The following is a 21520-nucleotide window of genomic DNA, read 5'->3' as shown; positions in this document are numbered from 1 at the left end:
AAAAGAAGTTTTTAGGTGGGGAAGTAGAGGTAAATGAAAGCTGAAATTTCATTTTCGTTTATTCATATGACATTTTTTCATGAGTAAAAGCTCGTTTTCACAGTTTGATCATTGTATCCATAATCGGTTACAGTAACAAATAATCATAGCTCCCCCGCCCTAAATAGAGCGAAGGAAGTCATTAAGCAGAGTGTTCAGATGAATGAGAAGTGGGTTTCGTTTTTAGACGATGAGAGAGGAGGAAACCAAGAATACCTGCGCCCATTAATACGATAAATAAAGATTGAAAACCACTTAATATACCAATTAAAGTAGATGAAATGATACTTCCGAAATAACGAAAGGTAGAAAAAATCCCAGATGCAGAGCCGGATAAACTCTGATCAACAGATGTTAAAGAAGCCATCTGCATGCTAGTCATGCCAATACCTGATGAGATCCCCCCAGCGACTAATGTGATGATAAGGAGTGGTAAATTTGGGTAGCTGCTTAGTGTGATAAGCATAACACCGGATAAAGTAAGGCATAGAAATGAAAATCGAATCATTTTTTTGGCACCTTTTATTGGATGGAGCTTTGCTCCGAGTAATCCACTAATAGACATACAGAGTGAAAAGATCGAAAGGAAAATCCCACTTTGTGTATGAGAAAGCGCGAGTTTTTGCTCCATAAACAGCGGCATGATGAGAAGAATCGCGTACATCACAAAATTACTAAGCATGATAGAAAGGTTAGCGTTCGTAAAAGTACTGTTTTTAAATAGTGTCAAATCAATGATGGGATTTGTAACTTTCCGTACGTGTTTGAAAAATAAAGGAATGGAAATGACCGCTAGAACGCCATAGATCATGTATTCGTTTAATACTTGGCTTTTAGTAAACAAAATGAGTGTGGCGATCCCGATTGTTAAGTATAACGAACCGATGATATCTACATTGGCTTGTAAACGTGTATGTTTCATCTTCGGAATCATAAAAACGCCTGTCACAAGTGTGAGAATCAAAAATGGTATATTCACTAGGAAAATGGAATGCCAGTCAAAGCTCTGAATGAGAATAGAGCCGATAAAAGGTCCAAGTGCGGCACCAATTCCCGCTCCAAAACCGAAAAAACCCATAGTTTTAGAAAGCTTTTCATGTGATACTGTTGCACGAATTAAAGCAATGCTGTTCGGCGTTAATATAGCTCCGCCTGCCGCTTGAATTGATCGGAAGCTAATAAGAAAAGCAAGATTAGGTGCGAAAGCACATCCAATGGAGCCAATCAAAAAGAGTATCACACCAGCTAAATACATGCTGCGGTGGCCGTATATATCTCCCAGCTTACCCGCAATAGGTTGAGTGACTGCCATGACAATTAGATAAATCGTGACCACCCAAGTAATGTTTGATATGGATTGTTCGTAATAAGTTGATATAGATGATAGAGCGACTGCGATCATGGTTGAATTGACTGGAACTAAAATAGCTCCAAGCAGCAAAGAATAAATGATCAAGTTCTCTTTTTTAAGATTCAATGTGTTTACCACCTTTGTAAAAAAGAAGAATTTCACCCAATTAAGTGGGGGAAATTCCTCTCATGAAAATGTGTGTGCATGTCTCAATAAAGTCTTCTTTTTTTGTTAAAACAAGCTGAATGTCTTGCTCTAGCTGTTGAATGAAAAAGCCAAAATACGTGCTAATAAATATATCTGCATAGATGTCTTCTTTTCCTTCTAATACACGATGCTGAGCACTCATTTTTTTGAAATAATGAATCAGCATGTCTCTCAATTCTTGAGGATAAATTTTTTCATGGTCTGTTAAATCTTTAAACATAGCGGGTTCTCTCATGCTGATATAGATAAATTCTTTTTTTGAAGTCAAATCTTCAAGGAAATAGCTACCGAGAAATTTTAAATCGGTGTATAAATCGTCTTTAAATTCTGCTTCAAGGGTTTTGGTCGGTGTTGATTTCATTTTCATAATGGCAGCAATCACGCCGCGTTTGTTTTTAAAGTTACGAAAAATTGTCGCTTCACTTACATTCGCTTTTGTCGCAATTTCTTTTGTCGTTGTTTTTTGATAGCCCTTTTCAGACAATAATTCCATTGTTGCGCGAATGATCCGTTGATTTGTTGATTTTAACAAGCATACTCACCTCAGGTTATGAATGTGTTTGCAACAAAGTAAGTATACCGATAAAATCTGTGACCGCCAATATGATTCAAACAGTGACGACTATGCCCGTGAATGCTGATTTAATAACTGGATACGCCCATTGGCTCCATCTACTGTCACGAGGTCACCGGATTTTAGTTTTTCAGTTGCGATCCGTGTACCTAGGACAGCCGGTATCATATATTCTCTAGCGATAATAGCGGAATGGGACAAAATGCCGCCAGAATCGGTGATGACTGCTTTTGCGTCTCTAAATAAGCTGGTCCATAAAGGTGTCGTTGTTTTACAAACTAAAATGTCATCTTTTTCAAATTGTGAAAATTCATCAGCAGATGTAATGACTCTGACTCTTCCAGAAGTAATGCCGCTAGATGCACCAATTCCATAGATTGCATCGTCTGTGTTGTTTTCATTTTCCCTTAGCGAACCGAGCATTCTTTCTACTTGCTGTAATTCAGCTTCAGAAGGCGTTCCTGTATAAGCTGGTGGTTGGATGGATTCATTTTCCTTCATTTCAATTTTTCTTTGCTGAATGATCGAATCGTATGTGGTCGAAGTTGTGAGCGCATTGAGTACTTCATCATCGTAAAGATACCAAAGGTCTTCTTGATGAGGGATCGCTCCTTTTTGAACAAGAAGTTCACCAATTTTTAAGAGATAGAGTCTCGCTTTTGCATCTAACATGGCATCAATGTAAAAGTGATGATCATCTCGAATATTGGCTGCATGGAGTGCAAAATGATAAAGTTCCTCAAATTTTGTTTTAAACGCTTTATCTGTCACTTGACTGATAAACTGTTCATACGTTTCTTGCCTTTTGATCACGGCTTGTGCAAATTCTTCATCAAAATCAGATTGGTTCCGAATGTTGTTTCTAATGATGTCCAAGACAAATTCAGGATTTTCCACCCATGTTTCCTCTGTGAAATCATGGCTTTTAACAGACCGCCAACCATAGACTTGGAGAAAAGCTTCTACGTCGGAAATGAAGTTTTTTCCTTTATCTGTGTGATTGAGGGCAAATAATAGTTCAGCATTCGTTGAATGATCTTTAAATGCCTGAAGAAGCTCGGAATCTTGAAGAACGTCTTTTGCCAAGTGAGATAGTTTTTGATCTGTTTCAAGAGACTTGTTCATCACACCTATCATCATTTCATGCAGCAGAACGACTTGTGTTTGATCCCCAGTATATGTGACAAGCATGTCTTCAATGATCGCTGATAGAATGACTTGAGGTATGACAATATCAAAATGGTCGTCATACGCTCTTAGATAAATCTCCTTTAATTCTTGAAAGCCATTAATGGCTTCCTCAATTGTTAGCGGTTGAGTGATTTGCCGATCAAGTTTTTCGTATAATGGGAACAAGTCTTGCTCTAAAATGTGATACATTCTTTCGCTTAAACGAGGAAACAGTTCGAATAGACTCTCGTCAAAAACTGGTTCAGCTGACGCTTCTGGCATAGACGGTGAAGAATACAAATGGCCTCTATAAAGCTTGATATCTTTAATATTAAGGTCTGGTACTTGATACTTCTCTCCGTTTTTCTTCATCCCGTTTTTTAAAGCAGGTATGATCAAACTTGAAAAAAGAGGACTTGTGGGTCCAGGCATATGATCGTCCATTGAGATCCAGAAGTCTTGCAGCTCTTCAGGTTTCATTTGAAAGGCTGCACCTGAGGAGCCATTTGCTGTATTGGTAAAAGCAGCAGTAATCGGTCTTGCTTGAAGTAAATAAAAAGTACCATTTGACATGCCGAATTCGATATCTACTCCATGTCCATAAAGTTCTTCTACTTGTTTTGTCATTTTCGTGATTTGGATCAATTGATCATCTCGAAGACAAAATTGGCCAGCCATCTCCTCACCTACGGGTTGTTCAATGACGCCCTCTTGACAGGGGACAATTTGCACTTCTTTTGTTCCTAGTGATTTTTCAATAGAGTACGTTTCTTTGTTTACAATAAATGTATCTGGCGTCACAAGGCCGGAGACGATGGCTTCTCCTAGTCCATAGCTTGCAGTCATCATGACTTCGTTTGTTTTTCCTGATACAGGATTCTCACTAAAGATGACACCAGAGATGTCAGAATGGATCAATCCTTGTACAACAACAGCCATGAGCGGCATCTCTTCCTCGTTCTCAATCATCTCTTCCTTATATTCTGTGACTCTTGCTGCGAAGTAAGACGACCAACATTCTTTGACGGCTTGCAAGAATTCTTCATTTTTTTTGATATTTAAATAGGTCTCGTATTGACCTGCAAAGGAGGCGCCTTCGAGATCTTCCGCAACAGAAGAGGATCGCACTGCAACGGATGGATATGTTTTCAACAATGATTGAAAGGATGAAAGTAATTCTGTCTCCATTTGTGAAGGAAACGAAGCTTCTGTGATTTTTCGGGCAAGGTTTTGATCAGTTGGATGGAAATTGTGATATGAAAGAAAGCTTGCAAAGCTGTTCGTTTTAATAATAAATCCATCTGGAACTGGCAGTCCGTGATTGTTTAATTTAATTAAATTCACGCCTTTTGCCCCTGCGAGTGATGCGGATTCTTCAGCCGCATGAAATAATACTGAATACATGGGAATGCCCCCTTATCCAAATAGCCAATGGTTTCATTTGTCTCTTTTTGTTTTTTTTAAATGATAGTGCGCACTATCATTTTCATCATAGAATTTATTGGATGTAACTGTCAAAGACGTAAAGACCTATCTTTAGAAAGGGGACGTTTTCACTAATTTTCCTCCTCATCTATATCAAAAGTCTTCACCCGAGAAGAAAAAAAGCTAAAATCGAAAACTGTGAATTGTTCATTATGCCAATCTTTACTATAATCAAGGGAGTAGACCATGTAGAGGGAGGGTTTTTGTGATTACAAAAGCCATATTTGCACTTGTTTTTCCTTTCTTGCTCGTTATTTTATTTTCAAAGGTTACTTATAATCATTACGTTGGCATTGCATTAACAGCAGCGCTTTTATTTGCTTCGTATATGAAAGGCTATACAGAAACCTACTTTATCGTAGGATTAGATATTATTTCTTTAGTGGCCGGGGCATTGTTTATGGCCAAGAAAGAAGTCGAAAAAAGAGAGAAGGCTGAAAAACATCATTGATGTGATCCCTCTTGATGAAAAGAAAATGTTTTTGATACAGGAGCTGTGCTTACGATTTCTAGTGAGTGCAGCTTTCTTTTTTGTGGTTTTTCTGCTGATCGAATATCTCGCTCCAAAATGTTCCATACTGAAAGGAAGGTTTCTTTAGAGGGTTATGAGCCACGGCAGAGAGGGTATGGTTGTATTGGAAATAAAAATCAAGTCAGACACGAACTTTAGTTCGTATTTTTGTGTTCTTTTATGATAATATATTCATTAGATAGATTTCGTAACGAAACGGAGGCTTTGATGTGAGTGACCGCTTTGAATTAGTTTCTAACTATCAGCCCCAAGGGGATCAGCCAAAAGCCATTGAAAAGCTTGTGGAGGGCATCCATCAGGGGAAACAGCATCAAACGCTGTTAGGTGCTACAGGTACGGGAAAGACCTTTACTGTATCCAACCTGATCAAAGAAGTGAACAAACCAACACTTGTCATTGCGCATAACAAGACACTTGCCGGACAATTATACAGCGAGTTTAAGGAATTCTTTCCAAATAATGCTGTTGAATATTTTGTGAGTTATTATGATTATTACCAGCCTGAGGCGTATGTTCCTCAAACTGATACATTTATTGAAAAGGATGCCAGCATTAATGATGAGATCGATAAGCTAAGGCACTCCGCCACATCCTCATTATTTGAGCGGAGAGATGTCATCATCATTGCCAGTGTGTCCTGTATTTATGGCTTAGGTTCTCCTGAAGAATACAGAGAGCTTGTGCTGTCTTTACGAACTGAAATGGAAATTGAACGCAATCAGCTGCTGCGTAAGCTTGTGGATATTCAGTATTCTCGTAATGATATAGATTTTCAGCGCGGAACCTTCAGAGTTCGAGGAGACGTCGTTGAAATTTTTCCTGCTTCACGAGATGAGCATTGTATCAGAGTGGAGTTTTTCGGTGATGAAATTGAACGTATTCGTGAAGTAGATGCTCTCACTGGAGAAATTCTCGGTGATCGTGACCACGTTGCTATTTTCCCAGCATCTCACTTCGTCACAAGAGAAGAAAAGATGGAAAAAGCGATTATTAATATTGAAAAAGAGCTTGAGGAACAGTTGGAAAAGCTTCGTGAAAACGGAAAATTGCTTGAAGCACAGCGTCTTGAGCAGCGGACAAGGTATGACCTAGAGATGATGAGAGAGATGGGCTTTTGTTCAGGGATTGAGAACTACTCAAGACATCTCACCTTACGTCCGCCTGGTTCTACACCTTACACATTGCTTGATTATTTTCCGGATGATTTTATGATTGTTGTCGATGAGTCACACGTGACCATCCCGCAAATTCGCGCCATGTACAATGGGGACCAGGCAAGAAAACAAGTGCTTGTTGATCACGGATTCCGTCTGCCGTCAGCACTTGATAATAGACCACTCACATTTGATGAGTTTGAAAAGCACATTAACCATATTGTGCATGTATCCGCAACACCGGGCCCATACGAGCTTGATAAAACGCCAGAGGTCGTGGAACAAATTATTCGTCCAACCGGTTTGCTTGATCCAATCATTGAAGTCCGTCCGATTGAAGGACAAATCGATGACTTAATTGGGGAAATTCATGCAAGGGTTGAGAAAAATGAGCGTGTGCTTGTGACGACTTTAACGAAGAAAATGTCTGAGGATCTGACAGATTATCTGAAAGAAATCGGAATCAAGGTCAATTATCTGCACTCAGAAATTAAGACACTAGAACGGATTGAGATTATTCGTGATTTACGTCTCGGAAAATATGATGTGCTTGTAGGGATCAACCTTCTTCGAGAAGGCTTGGATATTCCAGAGGTGTCGCTCGTGGCGATTTTAGATGCGGATAAAGAAGGCTTTTTACGTTCAGAAAGATCCCTCATCCAGACGATTGGCCGTGCTGCAAGAAATGCAGAAGGCCGAGTGATTATGTATGCAGACAATATGACGAAATCAATGGACATTGCCATACAAGAAACAAAGCGGAGACGTGAGCAGCAAGAAGCGTATAATGAGAAATTTGGTATCACTCCGCAAACGATCCATAAGAAGATTCGAGATGTGATCAAGGCAACAAAAGTACATGAGGATTCAGAAGAATACGAAACAAAAGCAGCACCAAAGTTGTCAAAAATGAGCAAAAAAGAACGAGAAAAAGTGATCGAAAACGTCGAGAAGGAAATGAAAGATGCAGCAAAAGCGCTTGATTTTGAAAAAGCAGCAGAATTAAGAGATCTATTGCTAGAGCTAAAAGCGGAAGGATGAATGCCTGATGGCTATGGAACGAATAGAGGTGAAAGGGGCAAGAGCCCACAACCTTAAAAATATTGATGTCAATATCCCGCGCGATCAGCTAGTGGTCATTACGGGTTTATCTGGTTCGGGAAAATCGTCGCTTGCCTTCGATACCATTTATGCAGAAGGTCAGCGCAGGTATGTTGAATCACTGTCAGCCTATGCACGTCAATTTCTTGGTCAAATGGACAAACCAGATGTAGATGCGATTGAAGGGCTTTCTCCAGCGATTAGTATTGATCAGAAAACGACAAGCAGGAACCCTCGATCAACGGTTGGGACTGTTACAGAAATTTATGATTACTTGCGTCTATTATATGCTCGAGTCGGAAAACCGATTTGTCCTATTCATGGGATCGAAATTACATCACAGACGATTGAGCAAATGACAGACCGTATTTTAGAGTATCCAGAACGAACGAAACTACAAGTGCTTGCTCCGATCGTATCTGGACGCAAGGGAACACACGTGAAAGTACTTGATCAAATTCGGAAGCAAGGCTACGTTCGAGTCAGAGTTGATGGCGAGATGGAGGACCTGTCAGAAGAGATTGAGCTTGAAAAGAATAAAAAGCATTCAATTGAAGTGGTGATTGATCGAATTGTCGTGAAAGAAGGCGTGGCGGCACGGTTGTCTGATTCTCTTGAAACGGCACTCCGACTTGGTGAAGGCCGCGTGATGATTGATGTGATTGGACAAGAGGAGCTGTTATTTAGTGAGCATCATGCTTGTCCGCACTGCGGATTCTCTATTGGGGAACTTGAGCCAAGAATGTTCTCGTTTAATAGCCCTTTCGGTGCCTGCCCAAGCTGTGATGGGCTTGGTTCTAAACTAGAAGTAGATCCAGAGCTTGTGATTCCGAATAAGGATTTGACTTTACGGCAGCATGCCATTGCCCCATGGGAGCCTCAAAGCTCACAATATTACCCGCAGCTTCTTGAGGCCGTATGTACACACTATGGAATTGACATGGATATTCCAGTAAAAGATATCCCGACGCATTTATTTGATAAAATTTTATATGGCAGCGGCTCTGAGCTGATTTATTTTAAATATGAAAATGATTTTGGCCAGGTCCGTGAAAATGAAATCGAGTTTGAAGGTGTGCTTCGTAACATTGAACGGCGTTACAAGGAAACGAGCTCCGATTATATTCGGGAGCAAATGGAAAAATATATGGCCAATCAGCCATGCCCGACCTGTAAAGGATATCGCCTGAAAAAAGAAACGCTTGCGGTTCTCATCAATGGCAAACATATCGGAGAAATGACCGATTTGTCTGTATCTGATGCCCTTGATTTCTATAAGAAAATTGAGTTGTCTGAGAAAGATTTGCAGATTGCCCAGCTCATTTTACGTGAAATCAAAGAGCGCTTATCCTTCTTAAATAATGTCGGATTAGATTATCTGACATTAAGCCGGTCTGCTGGCACATTATCAGGCGGGGAGGCGCAGCGGATTCGTTTGGCGACACAAATCGGATCAAGACTGACAGGCGTTCTTTATATTTTAGATGAACCATCGATTGGTCTGCATCAACGGGATAATGACCGGTTGATTGGGACATTGAAAAACATGCGTGATATCGGAAACACACTGATTGTCGTAGAACATGATGAAGATACGATGCTTGCCGCTGATTATCTCATTGATATTGGACCAGGAGCAGGGGTTCATGGAGGAGAAGTGATTTCAGCTGGAACGCCAGAAGAAGTCATGAAGGACCCAAAATCGTTGACTGGACAATATTTATCTGGTGAGAAATTCATCCCGCTTCCGATTGAGAGACGAAAGCCTGACGGGCGCTTCATTGAAATTAAAGGGGCAAAAGAAAACAATCTTAAAAACGTGAATGCGAAGTTTCCTTTAGGTGTCTTTACCGCTGTGACGGGTGTATCAGGATCAGGGAAAAGTACACTTGTGAATGAAATTTTATTGAAATCCCTTGCCCAAAAACTGCACAGAGCAAAAGCGAAGCCAGGACAGCACAAAGAAATCAAAGGAATGGATCACTTAGACAAAGTCATTGATATTGATCAATCTCCAATTGGCCGTACACCAAGATCCAATCCTGCTACGTATACAGGTGTATTTGATGACGTGCGGGATGTTTTTGCGCAAACCAATGAAGCGAAGGTACGAGGCTATAAAAAAGGGCGATTCAGCTTTAACGTGAAAGGTGGACGCTGCGAAGCGTGTCGTGGAGATGGCATTATTAAAATTGAAATGCACTTTTTACCTGATGTATATGTGCCTTGTGAAGTGTGTCACGGGAAACGTTATAACCGCGAGACGCTAGAGGTCACGTATAAAGGGAAAAATATTTCCGATGTGCTTGAAATGACGGTAGAGGACGCACTTCAATTTTTCGAGAATATCCCGAAAATTAAGCGGAAGCTGCAAACGATCTTTGATGTTGGATTAGGATACATTACACTTGGGCAGCCTGCCACGACATTGTCTGGTGGAGAGGCGCAGCGTGTGAAATTGGCATCTGAGCTTCACCGCCGTTCAAACGGAAGATCCTTGTATATTTTAGACGAACCGACAACCGGTCTTCATGTGGATGATATTGCTAGGTTGTTAAAAGTGCTCCAACGCTTGGTCGAAAACGGGGATACGGTATTGGTCATTGAGCACAACCTTGATATTATTAAGGCAGCCGATTACCTTGTTGATCTAGGACCAGAAGGCGGTGCTGGTGGAGGAACGATTATTGCTTCAGGAACACCTGAACACATTGCTAAAGAAGAAGCTTCTTACACCGGTCGATACTTAAAACCGATTTTAGAGCGTGATCGTGAGCGAATGAAACAGTTAGTCAAAGAAACAGAAAGTGTGACATCCTCATAAAGAAAAACCCCTCGGAAAGAGGGGTTTTCCTTTTATTGCACATCTTCCTTTGGCATTAAGTTACTGAGGTGCGTTAAATCCTTTAAAATATGAGTGCTGCTACTATCGAGCAGTACTTTTAAATAACGGATATCACCATACTTCGGATGAGACGGATGAATGGCCTCTAGCTCCTTGATCATATCGCTGTTCATGCTTTTCTGTTTCTGTATAAGGTCTAAAAGCGTTTGTGCCGTGTGGTTAGCATTATGATGATCTGTCAAAATAATTACCCCCTATAATGATAATCACCATCTTTTCAACATATTTTAAAGGGTAATCCATGAAGAATCTACACTTAGGTGCAAAAAGAAATAATTTGTGTCTAAGGTCATATGTAAATCGAATGAGTTTGAAACTTTTTATACGCCATAAACGTATGAGTTAGAAAGGAATTTTCATCATGAAGGAGCGAATATATATGAACAGAGATCAGTCGATCATTGCATCTATTTGTTATTTTAGTGTATTTTTCATGCCGTTTATTGTACCGATCGTGGCATATTTTGTAGTGGATCAAAAGGAAACGAAACGGCATTCGCTGCGTGCATTGTGGTCACATGTTTTGCCAGTCGCAGCGTGTGTGCTGCTGGTTTTTGGATCTATCCCCTTTTTATTGACGACACAGGCAAGCGACTCACTCATCCCAGTGTTCACCGTTCTCATCCTGTCCTTTTTAGTCGCCATTGGCTTTTTGATCTCTGTCATTTGGAATATCATTCAAGGTATTAAAGTGCTTCAATCCATCAAATCGTAGGAGGGCTTTGTATGAATGAAAAAGAACGCATTTTAAAATTAGTAGAAGACGGGACATTATCTGCAAAAGAAGCAATTACGCTACTTGAAAAATTAGAAGAAAATCAGTCCATTTCACTAGAAAAATCAACGGCTGATCATACCTTTCATGAAGAAAAAGCTGGCACAGAGAATAAAGGAACTGGTACTGAAAACCTCGGTGCAAAGCTGTTTGGATGGTTAGATTCGGCGGTGAAAAAGGTCAAAGATGTAGATCTTGATTTGAACTTTGGACAGTCCGTCGACGTTGAACACATTTTTCAATTCAAAGACGCGGCACTGTCTCATTTAGATATTCAATTGGCAAACGGCAGTCTCAATTTGATGCCTTGGGATGATGGGGATGTTCGGGCAGAGTGTCATGCGAAAATTTACCGTGCAGAGGATGGAGAGCAGGCAAGACAGCAATTTCTTCAACATCTGGATTGCGGGCTTGAAGGGGACAAATTTTTTATCCGAACTGAAAAGAAGACCATGAAGGTCAATGTCACCCTGTATGTACCACGTATCCAATACGATAAAATCAAAGTCAAACTGTTTAATGGACCGATTCGCGGGGAAAAACTAAAGACAAAAGAACTGGCTGCAAAAACAACAAATGGCGTCGTCTCTTTTGCCTCTTTACAAGCAGAAAAAGTCGGGATTGAAACAGCAAATGGACAAATCAAACTGGCTGATCACGAGTGTGGTATGATTGAAGTAGAAACCATTAATGGGCTCATTGACCTGCGCGGGAAAAGTGAATCAATTGATGCACAGAGCTTCAATGGGAACATTGCTGTTCAGTTGTCAGATGAGAAATGCCGTTCGATCTATGCAAAAACGACAACAGGCAGTGTGGACGTTCAGATTCCGCGTGCTTGTGCAGTGACTGCGGAGCTGAAAAGCAATCTCGGATCGATCTCTCATGAACTGCTTGATGCAAATATGATTAAAGAGAAAAATGAAACACTGCAAAAAGAGAAAATGATCAAAGCCAATCAACAGGCGGAGCACAATATATCCATTTTTGCAGAAACAAAAACAGGCTCAATCCAAGTAAAGCACCAATCAGACAAGGAGTGATTCTACATGAAGAAGCTTTATCGTTCAGCGACAGATAAAAAAATAGCGGGTGTTGTCGGTGGACTTGCTGAATACTTAAGTGTCGATGCATCCCTGCTTCGTATTTTAACGGTGATCATCGGATTTATGACAGCATTTATGCCGATATTCTTGATCTACTTCATCTGGTATTTTGTTGTTCCGGAAGAAGGCACTAACTAAATGCTTAGATGGATCGTTAGTATTTTCGTCAACGCATTACTTTTAATCGTCATTGCTGGATATTTTGATTCAGGCATTCTGCCAGGCCTTGGTAGTGTGTATATTGAAGGTTTTGGCGCTGCGATTGTAGCAAGTATTATTTTGTCCTTGCTCAATATTTTAGTGAAGCCGTTTTTGATCATTTTAACGCTGCCAGTGACAGTACTTTCACTAGGATTGTTCCTCTTTGTCATTAATGCCATCACACTGATGATGACCTCAAGCTTTATGGGAGATAGTTTTAACATTGATGGGTTTGGAACGGCCATTTGGATGGCTGTCATTTTATCCATTTTCCATCTGCTCATACAAAAAGGAATCGTGGAACCGTTAGCGAAAAAAAGCTAACGGTTTTTTTGTGTGAATTTATATCGTTTCCCCGTTCCATCTGTCATAAAAACCGTCTTCAGGAGACACAATATCCGAAGGGAGGCGGTGCACGATGGTGAATGTGAGCAGACAAATCATTCTTTTGCTTTTTTTGAGCATTCTTTTTTGTTTCAGTCAGCCTGCTTCAGCAGGATCTTTGACACAAACACAAGTGAACATACGAAATAAGCCCTTTTCACCTTTTATCTTTGATCAATTTCAAGTAGATGTCCGTCCGGTTCAAGGGAAAAAACGTGATCTTCAATTTCGGGCATCTATTAGTCAGTCAGAGCAAATTTTGTCTGCAAACTTGTACTATAAACAGAGTGATGAGCTAGGATATCGATTGATCCCAATGGAACGATTGCCGGGGATGAAACCAGAATTCACAGCGAAAATCCCGACAGATCAATTGTGGAATCCAACAGTTCATTACTATACAGAATTCTTGACGCAGAAGTCTGTCATCAAAACAACCGAACAAGCAGTTCACTTAAACGGATTTGAAGAGGATCTCTCACAAATTCCTGAGCTATTGATGACAGAAATCGTCGTGAATTCAAAAAACCGCAAAGGCAAGGATGCTTTTGAATTCATCGAGGTGTATAACACAACACATGCACCCATTTCACTTCGACATTACCAGCTTCGCTATCGCAATCCAGCGCAAGGCGTGGAGATGGATGATATATATTCATTTCACACAAGTCCTATCACCATTTCTCCTGGAAAACCGTACGTATTTTGGCTTAGAAAAAAAGGGCAGGAGCATTTAACGGTAGCGGACTTTAATGCGATGTACAAAAGTCATTTAAAAGAGGGCGAGCATCTATCGGTCATTGAGAGTAAAGGATTGTCCAATTCTAAATCCCGTCTTGTTTCTATCACAACAAATATAGGAGAAGAGGTATCGTCGGCATCCTATCGTTTAAAGCCTTCATTGTTTAGCGAGCACAGATCGTTACTGTTCAAGTATCCAATGGATGGTACGACACAAATGAAGCTGATCTCGAAAGTGGAGGAAGAGCCAACACCCGGAAAAGTGTTAAAAGCACAAATTCCAACTGAAAAAAAAGAAATATCACAAGATGTTCATAAACCTGTGATCGAAGATATGACAGACAATCAACCGATAAAACCAACTGAAGGCATTGAAATGAGAGCAGATGTGCAGGATGATCAGTCCGTCAAAACGGTCAAATTGCGATATCGAACCAATCGTCATGAAGATTTTAAAGAGGTGCTGCTTCAAAAGGATCATAATGATCGGCTGTTTCACCATATTATTTATTCACCTGAGCTCATCGGTAAAGAACGATTGGAATATCAGATTGAAGCGTCAGACGGCGAAAATCAAGCAATGACAATGAAAAAAACAATTGATGTGGAACAAGTAAGCAAAGCTCACGGCCTTCGATTGAATGTAGAAGAAGGAGATACGGTTTCTGGCGTATTTCACTTAAAAGCAACAGCAGATCAGAAAAAAAGCATACAATTAATGATAGATGGAAAACCGATTCGACAAGTATTCCCTGCACTTGAAGCAGATCCATATCTTGCATTTGATGTCAAAGGGACAAATTTATATTTTAAGAATGGTGTATCTATAGGTAAGCACTTACTTTCCATTTTTGATGATTCGACAAAAGTGTATCGCACCTATACAATACCAATACCAGAAAAACACTTAGAAAAGGCAGGTCCACAAACGATATCATTCCATGCTGGGACGAAGTCATCGCCGTTTGACCGATTTCCTGGAGAGAATCACGATGATTTTGAATTGAAAAATGTCCAGATGATTTTATCGAATGGAACTCAAATTCTGCCTCTAAATGCGAGCCGGCATGAGGAATGGAAGATGGGCGACGGTGGCAGCGCTAAGAAGGTAAGAGCATTTCAGTTTCAAATCCCGAAGCAAGCATATGCTTCAAGCTATATTCAGTGGGATACAAGAAGGCTGAAAGAAGGAGTACATGTTGTTCAGGCTAAAACCGCAGACGAATCTCAATCTGTACGTGTGAAAGTCGATAACACGGGTCCGAAAATCAAGAGTAATATACAGGCAAATGACCAATATAAAGGCGTCTTTACGTTAAAGGCAAAGGTGACGGATCGTTGGAGTGACATAGTGGAGATGAAGGCATATTTAGATGGAAAACCGATCTCTTTGCCTTATCAGACGTCCTCTAGCGAATTAGAACCTGGGGAGCACACATTGAAGATAAAAGCAAAAGATGCCGCTGGAAACAAATCAACTTTGAAAAAGGTTTTTAAGACGGTACATGAACACCCTGAAACGCCAGAGAGAGTGTCAGATAGGACAAAAAAGGAATCATCTAAGCAAACAGTGCTAACCAATGATCCTACTAATGATCAGTTAGATTACTCCTTTTACCGTGCCTATCAATATACATCGCTGCATCCGTCCATGAAGATTTTCAAATATGCAGCGGAAACAGAGCCGCCAAAACATTTAAATGAAACAGGGGAAATGATTTTTTCTGATCGAGAAAGAAATCGCATTGCATTTGCTGATGGTAAATCGGTGGAAACGAAAGATCTACAGCATTTTCCTTATCATCGCTTTCAAATCAAGGTTCATCACGATGTACGTGAAAAGGATGTTGTCGAGGCTGTATGGAAAGGAAGCTCATTATCAGGGAGAAAGGTAACGATGTACGCTTGGAATCATCAGCAAGAAAAGTGGGATAAAATCACTCATCACTTTGCCAAGGATGAAAAGGAATTTTACCTGAAAGGGCTGCTGTCAGTCAGACAGTATATGAAAAATCAAACGTTTGATTTGCTTGTACAAGATGAGATCAGTAAGACGTTAAAGCCTTATAAGATGGTGTGGATGTCTGATACTCAATATTATGCCAGAAGTTATCCTCATATCTTCAAAAAAATGGTCGAGTGGATCAGAGATCAAAGGGACCCATTAAATATTCAATATGTGTTCCATACAGGTGATATTGTGGATGATTCAAAGGATAAGCAATGGAATCGTGCCGATACATTTATGCGTGTGTTAGATCAGCATCAGATTCCTTACGGTGTATTAGCTGGTAATCATGATGTCAGACACAAAGACGGCCATTATAGGGAATATGGGAGATACTTTGGAGCGAAACGCTTTGAAGACAAGCCATATTACGGTGAATCTTATCAAAACAATCGAGGTCATTATGATCTTATCTCTGCTGGTGGCAATGATTATATGATGGTGTATATGGGCTGGGGGATCAAGCAAAATGAGATTGACTGGTTAAATCGAGTCATTTCTGAACATCCAGATCGCATTGTCATTTTAAATTTCCATGAGTATTTGTTAGTGAGCGGCAATCGAAGCCCAATTGGAGATTTGATCTTCCATCAAGTGGTAAAGCGTCACCCGAATATTGTCGCAGTATTTAGTGGCCACTACCACGGAGCCAGTCGAAAAGTAGATGAGATTGACGATGATCATGATGGAAAAGTGGACAGAAAAGTATATCAAATCCTTGCAGATTACCAGTCAGGTCCTGAAGGCGGTCAAGGTTTTATGCGGCTGATCACTGCGGATCAAGAAAAAAATAAGCTTCATTTCACCACATACTCACCTTACTTGAATCAAGAACATTTTTATGATCCAAAAACGTATGGAGATCAAGATGAATTTTCAATTGATGTCGATTTAACACCAAAAATGAAATCCGTTAAAACCAATTATTTTGAATTGAATGTCTACACAAACGTTCTTCTTGGAGAAGTCAAAGGTGTGAAAAGTGGTAAAAAAGCAACCTTTGAATGGAAAGGGTTAAAGCCAAATCAAGAATATTATTGGTACACTGTCGCAAAAGACCGTTTCGAAGGGAAAGCGATTTCGCCTATATGGAAAATTCATACAAAAAATGATGATCAATCAACATTTCTTAGGAAATAAAAAACTGTGCTTTCAGGAGCACAGTTTTATCTTTCCATTGTGTGAGTGAGCTTGTATCGATCCCCTCTATAAACGGACATGACATACTCGAATGGAAGGTCATTTTGAAAATAAGTTGTTCTTGCAATGGAGAGAACAGGGTCCCCTAATGAAATAGACAGCACGTTAGCTTCTTCCTTTGAAGCAACATTGGCTTCAAGCTCCTGCTTGGCATGGGCAATGGTTAGACCTGTGTTCGCTTCTATATATTCATATAAAGATCCAATTAAATGGTCCTTTGTGAGCTCGCCAGCAAATTTTTCAGGAATATAACTCGTTTCAATAGCCATTGGTTCATCGTTTGCAAGGCGGATTCGTTTTAATTCATAGACATCTTCACTGTTCGACAGCTGTAATGATTGCAGCAAGTGCTCTGGGCATGCGACTTTTTTGAAATCAATCAACTGACTTGAAGCTTTGAGCCCACGTTGACGCATATCTTCTGTAAAGCTTGTTAAGCCTTGAAGCGGTTGTTCAAACTTCTTTCGGCTAACAAATGTTCCTTTTCCTTTTTGCCGGTATAAATATCCTTCGTTCACAAGGTTCGATAAGGCTTGTCTGACAGTCATTCGGCTAATACCAAAGCGTTCGGCATATTCTCTTTCAGAAGGAATGAGTGTATCAGGTGCTAACGTTCCATCCTCAATCTGCTTTTTCAAGTTCTCCATAATCTGATGGTACATGGGGATAGGTGATTGCTTATCAATAAACATGTGAAAATCCTCTCGTGTTTAGCGTAGTGAACCAGCTTCTCGATCAATAAAAATCGTCACATCTTCATGAAGTTTCAGAGCAGATGCAGGGAAGTCTGGGTGAATCTCTGTTCGTTCTAAATATTGTATCACGTCCGCTTTTGATTTTCCTGATGCGAGAAGGAGAATTTTTTTACTTGAAAGAATGCTTGCAATTCCCATTGTAATGGCATGTGTAGGTACCTCATCTATAGAAGAAAAGTACCTTGCATTGGCTTGGCGAGTGTGTTCATCTAATTGGACGACATGCGTCTTTGAGTCAAAGGGAGTACCAGGTTCATTAAACCCGATATGTCCATTTTGTCCGATACCAAGTAGCTGAAGGTCAATGCCCCCTAAATCTTCAATGAGCTGATCATACCTTAAGCACTCTTCTTCCAAGTGAGCAGCAGCACCATTGGGGAGGAAATATTGATCTGATGGGAGATCAATATGGTCGAATAAATGACGCTTCATGTAAGTCATATAACTATTTTCATGATTTGGATCAATTCCCACGTACTCATCCAGATTCACTGTTCTTGCTTGTTTGAAAGACAATTGTTCTGTTTGATGCAACTGAATTAACTCTTTATAAGTGTCGATTGGTGTGCCGCCAGTTGCCAAACCGAGAACCGCATCTGTTTTTGATTCAATGGTACGTGCAATGAAAGCAGCTGCTGCTTTTCCTAATTGATCTTTATCTGCAAATTCGATGATGTTCATCAGTGTGTGGCCTCCTTTTTTTCATAAACGATTTGTCCATGGCAGATCGTCATCATGAGTTCGCCAGCTTCATCCCAAATGACCAAGTCTGCCAGTTTTCCAACTTCGATCGAACCGAGCTGATGATCGATCCCGAGCTGAGTGGCTGCATTTGTTGAGGTCATTTGAGCAATTTCTGTCCATCCACATTGTGTGATCTGTCTCATACGTTTGACCCCATCTTTCATTTGTAAAATCGATCCTGCAAGTGTTCCATCTGCCAGCAATGCTTTTTCACCGCTGACTGTCACAGTCTGTCCGCCAAATTCGTAGGTTCCCTCTCCAAGTCCTTTTGCACGCATTGAGTCTGTAATCATGATCAAACGTTCACTACTCTTTGCCAAATACGCAAGCTTTACGGAAAGAGGATGTGAATGAATGCCATCTGTAATCAGCTCAGTCAAAAGCTTTTCGTTTGTAAGCGCAGCCCCTGCAACATTTGGCTCACGATGCTGAAATGAACTCATCGCATTATAAAGATGCGTGACATGACGCGCACCGTGCTTTGCTGCTAGTTCAATCATGTCATGATGAGCATTTGTATGTCCAATAGAAGGAATGATATTTTTTTCTTTTAGTAAGGAAAGAAATGCAAAATCAGTATCTTCCTCAGGTGCAAAAGTGACAATTCGAATCAGCTGATCAGATGCACTCAGCCATTTCTCAAAAAGAGGAAGGTTAGCCTGTGTAATCCATTGAGCTGGCTGCGCACCAGCTTTATCTTTAGAAATAAAAGGACCTTCTAGATGAATGCCTAAACATTGTGCCTGACTTCCAGCCTGCTTTTCATTATAGGGTCTCCACTGTGCGACATTTTTAAGTGCTTGCTCAATCTCTTGATGATTTTGTGTAATGGTTGTTGCTAAAAAGCTTGTCGTTCCTTCTGCGGGTAAGTGATCAGCAAGTGTATTCATGGCTTCTGGTGTCGCATCCATCATATCTGCACCATATCCCCCATGGATGTGAATATCAATCATTCCGGGGAGTAAATAAAAGTTTTCCCGGGAAATATATACTTTTTCATAATTTCCTGTCGGCGGTGATGTTGAAATATAGTCGATCTTGCCATCGCGTAAACCGACAAAACCGTTTTCAATGATTTCTGTCTTTGTCACAATATGAATATTGGAGAGCAATAAAGAACTGCTCATGATTGTGCCCCCTTATTCTCGTCGTTAGATTCAGTTTACCTTTTTTAAGTATAGTTGTCTATACCAGTAAATGTGGTGAAACAGGATCAGGATAAAATACTATTTTGGGTTCATCATTGAAAGTGATAAAATAGAGCTGTATTTCTGAAACGCCTGTGATAAAAGGAGGAAGAAGCGTGCCGAAAGTTCGTACGAAGGACATAATGGAACAATTTCATCTTGAACTGGTAAGTGGGGAAGAAGGGATTAATCGTCCCATTACAATCAGTGATCTTTCCAGACCAGGTATTGAAATGGCTGGATATTTTACATATTACCCAAAAGAAAGAGTTCAACTTTTAGGGAAGACAGAGCTTTCTTTTTTTGAACAGCTCCCAGAACGCGAACGAAAGCAGAGAATGATGTCTCTTTGTACAGATATTACCCCTGCCATTATTTTGTCACGAGATCGTGAAGTACCAAAGGAATTGATCGAAGCTTCAAATGAAAATGGAGTGCCGGTTTTACGCTCAAGCTTAAAAACGACAAGACTTTCGAGTCGATTAACGAACTTTTTAGAAAGCAAGCTTGCACCAACGACTGCGATTCATGGCGTACTCGTAGATGTATATGGTGTAGGTGTACTGTTAATTGGAAAAAGTGGCGTAGGTAAAAGTGAAACGGCTTTAGAATTAGTGAAGAGAGGACACAGGCTGGTTGCAGACGATTGCGTGGAAATCAGGCAAGAGGATCAGGATACGTTAGTTGGAAGCGCACCAGAGCTGATTGAGCACCTTCTAGAAATCCGTGGATTAGGCATTATTAATGTGATGACCTTATTTGGAGCGGGCGCTGTCAGAAGCTATAAGAGAATTACGATTGTTATGAACCTTGAGCTTTGGGAACAAGGCAAACAGTATGACCGTTTAGGACTTGAGGAAGAAAAAATGCGAATCATCGATACAGATGTACCAAAGCTGACCATCCCTGTACGTCCGGGACGAAATTTAGCGGTCATCATCGAGGTAGCTGCTATGAACTTCAGATTGAAACGAATGGGACATAATGCAGCGGAACAATTTACAAGTAAACTTGCCGATGTCATTGAAGACAATGGCCAGGATGAATAGGAGCTGTCTATATGAATGAAGCAATTCAACCAATTGATCCGATTGCTTTTCAGCTCGGACCTATTTCGGTTCATTGGTATGGTGTGATTATTGGGGTCGGAGCTCTGCTTGGACTCTGGCTCGCATTAAGGGAGTGTGAAAAAAGAGGCATCAATAAAGATATGTTTATTGATCTCATCTTATTTGCCATTCCTATCGCCATTATTTGTGCACGAATTTATTATGTATCCTTTGAATGGGATTATTATCAGCAGCACCCAAATGAAATCATCAAGATTTGGAATGGTGGAATTGCCATACATGGCGGACTGATAGGGGCGGTGCTGACAGCGATTGTCTTTACTAAAGTGAGAAAGGTGTCCTTTTGGAAAATCGCCGATGTCGCAGCGCCTAGTATTTTACTAGGGCAAGCCATCGGGCGCTGGGGGAACTTTATTAATCAGGAAGCGCATGGTGAGGCTGTTTCAAGAGCCTTTTTAGAAAATTTGCACCTGCCTGAGTTTATTATTAATCAGATGTACATTGACGGGACCTACTATCACCCTACGTTCTTATATGAATCATTATGGAATATCGCAGGCGTTTTGATATTAATCTTATTACGTAGAACATCATTGCGTCGAGGCGAAATGTTCTTGTCTTATTTAATCTGGTATTCAATCGGCCGTTTCTTCATTGAAGGAATGAGAACAGACAGCTTAATGCTGACTGAGCATCTTCGAATTGCACAGATGATTTCGATTGCCATATTTGCAGTGGCTGTTTTGCTGATTGTGTTTAGAAGAATCAAGGGATATGCATCTATACGGTATAAAGAGAACAACTCATCAAATTAAGCAAGGGGGATAAGAG

General features: G+C 40.4%; 17 protein-coding genes. 10 read left to right on the top strand and 7 right to left on the bottom strand.

What is annotated here, in order from left to right:
* Positions 1-181: 181 nt before the first annotated feature.
* From FBF75_RS07205 to FBF75_RS07195, 3 genes are all read right to left on the bottom strand, one after another.
* Positions 182-1516, bottom strand: coding sequence for an MFS transporter (locus FBF75_RS07205; RefSeq protein ID WP_136944581.1), 1335 nt, complete (start codon positions 1514-1516; stop codon positions 182-184).
* A gap of 40 nt (positions 1517-1556) precedes the next feature.
* On the bottom strand, positions 1557-2129 hold the full coding sequence (locus FBF75_RS07200) for a TetR/AcrR family transcriptional regulator (protein WP_019743410.1): 573 nt from the start codon (positions 2127-2129) through the stop codon (positions 1557-1559).
* Positions 2130-2219: 90 nt separating this feature from the next.
* Positions 2220-4745, bottom strand: coding sequence for a PEP/pyruvate-binding domain-containing protein (locus FBF75_RS07195; protein WP_136944580.1), 2526 nt, complete (start codon positions 4743-4745; stop codon positions 2220-2222).
* 286 nt (positions 4746-5031) lie between these two features.
* On the opposite strand from FBF75_RS07195, the gene FBF75_RS07190 reads away from it, so the two are divergent.
* From FBF75_RS07190 to uvrA, 3 genes are all read left to right on the top strand, one after another.
* Complete coding sequence (locus FBF75_RS07190; RefSeq protein ID WP_008348197.1) at positions 5032-5277, top strand: CsbA family protein; 246 nt, start codon at positions 5032-5034, stop codon at positions 5275-5277.
* Positions 5278-5567: 290 nt separating this feature from the next.
* Entirely contained in the window at positions 5568-7553 is a 1986-nt protein-coding gene (gene uvrB / locus FBF75_RS07185) for an excinuclease ABC subunit UvrB (RefSeq protein ID WP_108611017.1), read from the top strand.
* Between the two features lie 7 nt (positions 7554-7560).
* Positions 7561-10437 (top strand): excinuclease ABC subunit UvrA, encoded by a 2877-nt coding sequence (uvrA, locus tag FBF75_RS07180; RefSeq protein ID WP_099496862.1) that lies wholly within the window; start codon positions 7561-7563, stop codon positions 10435-10437.
* Positions 10438-10469: 32 nt separating this feature from the next.
* Here the strand turns inward: uvrA and FBF75_RS07175 are convergent, their stop codons facing one another.
* The gene (locus tag FBF75_RS07175; protein ID WP_008348188.1) at positions 10470-10700 is read right to left on the bottom strand and encodes a hypothetical protein; all 231 of its coding nucleotides are present in this window, start codon (positions 10698-10700) and stop codon (positions 10470-10472) included.
* Between the two features lie 197 nt (positions 10701-10897).
* Between FBF75_RS07175 and FBF75_RS07170 the strand changes: the two genes are divergently transcribed.
* The 5 genes from FBF75_RS07170 to FBF75_RS07150 all read left to right on the top strand — a co-directional run bounded on the left by FBF75_RS07170 (position 10898) and on the right by FBF75_RS07150 (position 16873).
* The gene (locus FBF75_RS07170; protein ID WP_017357888.1) at positions 10898-11233 is read left to right on the top strand and encodes a membrane protein; all 336 of its coding nucleotides are present in this window, start codon (positions 10898-10900) and stop codon (positions 11231-11233) included.
* Between the two features lie 11 nt (positions 11234-11244).
* On the top strand, positions 11245-12336 hold the full coding sequence (locus FBF75_RS07165) for a DUF4097 family beta strand repeat-containing protein (RefSeq protein WP_007500040.1): 1092 nt from the start codon (positions 11245-11247) through the stop codon (positions 12334-12336).
* 6 nt (positions 12337-12342) lie between these two features.
* Positions 12343-12537: a PspC domain-containing protein gene (locus FBF75_RS07160; protein ID WP_008348183.1), complete on the top strand. Its 195-nt coding sequence runs from the start codon at positions 12343-12345 to the stop codon at positions 12535-12537.
* Complete coding sequence (locus tag FBF75_RS07155; protein WP_007500042.1) at positions 12538-12924, top strand: phage holin family protein; 387 nt, start codon at positions 12538-12540, stop codon at positions 12922-12924.
* 94 nt (positions 12925-13018) lie between these two features.
* Positions 13019-16873 carry a lamin tail domain-containing metallophosphoesterase family protein gene (locus tag FBF75_RS07150; protein WP_136944579.1) on the top strand — a complete coding sequence of 1285 codons (3855 nt, stop codon included), beginning with the start codon at positions 13019-13021 and terminating at the stop codon, positions 16871-16873.
* Between the two features lie 26 nt (positions 16874-16899).
* Here the strand turns inward: FBF75_RS07150 and FBF75_RS07145 are convergent, their stop codons facing one another.
* From FBF75_RS07145 to nagA, 3 genes are read right to left on the bottom strand one after another with little or no spacing between them, the layout of a single operon-like run.
* Positions 16900-17625, bottom strand: coding sequence for a GntR family transcriptional regulator (locus tag FBF75_RS07145; RefSeq protein ID WP_025208040.1), 726 nt, complete (start codon positions 17623-17625; stop codon positions 16900-16902).
* Positions 17626-17643: 18 nt separating this feature from the next.
* Entirely contained in the window at positions 17644-18369 is a 726-nt protein-coding gene (gene nagB, locus FBF75_RS07140) for a glucosamine-6-phosphate deaminase (protein ID WP_008348174.1), read from the bottom strand.
* Entirely contained in the window at positions 18369-19559 is a 1191-nt protein-coding gene (gene nagA, locus FBF75_RS07135) for an N-acetylglucosamine-6-phosphate deacetylase (RefSeq protein WP_108611014.1), read from the bottom strand. Before nagA ends, nagB begins: the two co-directional genes overlap by 1 nt.
* Positions 19560-19735: 176 nt before the next feature.
* Between nagA and hprK the strand changes: the two genes are divergently transcribed.
* Together hprK and lgt are read left to right on the top strand one after the other, a co-directional pair.
* Positions 19736-20668: an HPr(Ser) kinase/phosphatase gene (gene hprK / locus FBF75_RS07130; RefSeq protein WP_003212943.1), complete on the top strand. Its 933-nt coding sequence runs from the start codon at positions 19736-19738 to the stop codon at positions 20666-20668.
* 11 nt (positions 20669-20679) lie between these two features.
* Entirely contained in the window at positions 20680-21504 is an 825-nt protein-coding gene (gene lgt, locus FBF75_RS07125; RefSeq protein ID WP_046344550.1) for a prolipoprotein diacylglyceryl transferase, read from the top strand.
* The last annotated feature ends 16 nt before the right edge of the window (positions 21505-21520 follow it).

It is taken from the genome of Bacillus sp. S2(2019) (assembly GCF_005144805.1).
Lineage (GTDB): Bacteria > Bacillota > Bacilli > Bacillales > Bacillaceae > Bacillus > Bacillus altitudinis.
The sequence above is the reverse complement of the archived record's forward strand: the minus strand, read 5'-3'. Positions and strand labels throughout refer to the sequence as shown.

What these genes read in the sequence shown, in the direction of transcription:
- FBF75_RS07195 (WP_136944580.1), bottom strand. Translation starts at nt 4,745, where the DNA reads ATGTATTCAGTATTATTTCATGCGGCTGAAGAATCCGCATCACTCGCA.
- FBF75_RS07170 (WP_017357888.1), top strand. Translation starts at nt 10,898, where the DNA reads ATGAACAGAGATCAGTCGATCATTGCATCTATTTGTTATTTTAGTGTA.
- FBF75_RS07160 (WP_008348183.1), top strand. Translation starts at nt 12,343, where the DNA reads ATGAAGAAGCTTTATCGTTCAGCGACAGATAAAAAAATAGCGGGTGTT.
- FBF75_RS07155 (WP_007500042.1), top strand. Translation starts at nt 12,538, where the DNA reads ATGCTTAGATGGATCGTTAGTATTTTCGTCAACGCATTACTTTTAATC.
- nagB (WP_008348174.1), bottom strand. Translation starts at nt 18,369, where the DNA reads ATGAACATCATCGAATTTGCAGATAAAGATCAATTAGGAAAAGCAGCA.
- FBF75_RS07150 (WP_136944579.1), top strand. Translation starts at nt 13,019, where the DNA reads ATGGTGAATGTGAGCAGACAAATCATTCTTTTGCTTTTTTTGAGCATT.
- FBF75_RS07165 (WP_007500040.1), top strand. Translation starts at nt 11,245, where the DNA reads ATGAATGAAAAAGAACGCATTTTAAAATTAGTAGAAGACGGGACATTA.
- FBF75_RS07145 (WP_025208040.1), bottom strand. Translation starts at nt 17,625, where the DNA reads ATGTTTATTGATAAGCAATCACCTATCCCCATGTACCATCAGATTATG.
- nagA (WP_108611014.1), bottom strand. Translation starts at nt 19,559, where the DNA reads ATGAGCAGTTCTTTATTGCTCTCCAATATTCATATTGTGACAAAGACA.
- lgt (WP_046344550.1), top strand. Translation starts at nt 20,680, where the DNA reads ATGAATGAAGCAATTCAACCAATTGATCCGATTGCTTTTCAGCTCGGA.
- uvrA (WP_099496862.1), top strand. Translation starts at nt 7,561, where the DNA reads ATGGCTATGGAACGAATAGAGGTGAAAGGGGCAAGAGCCCACAACCTT.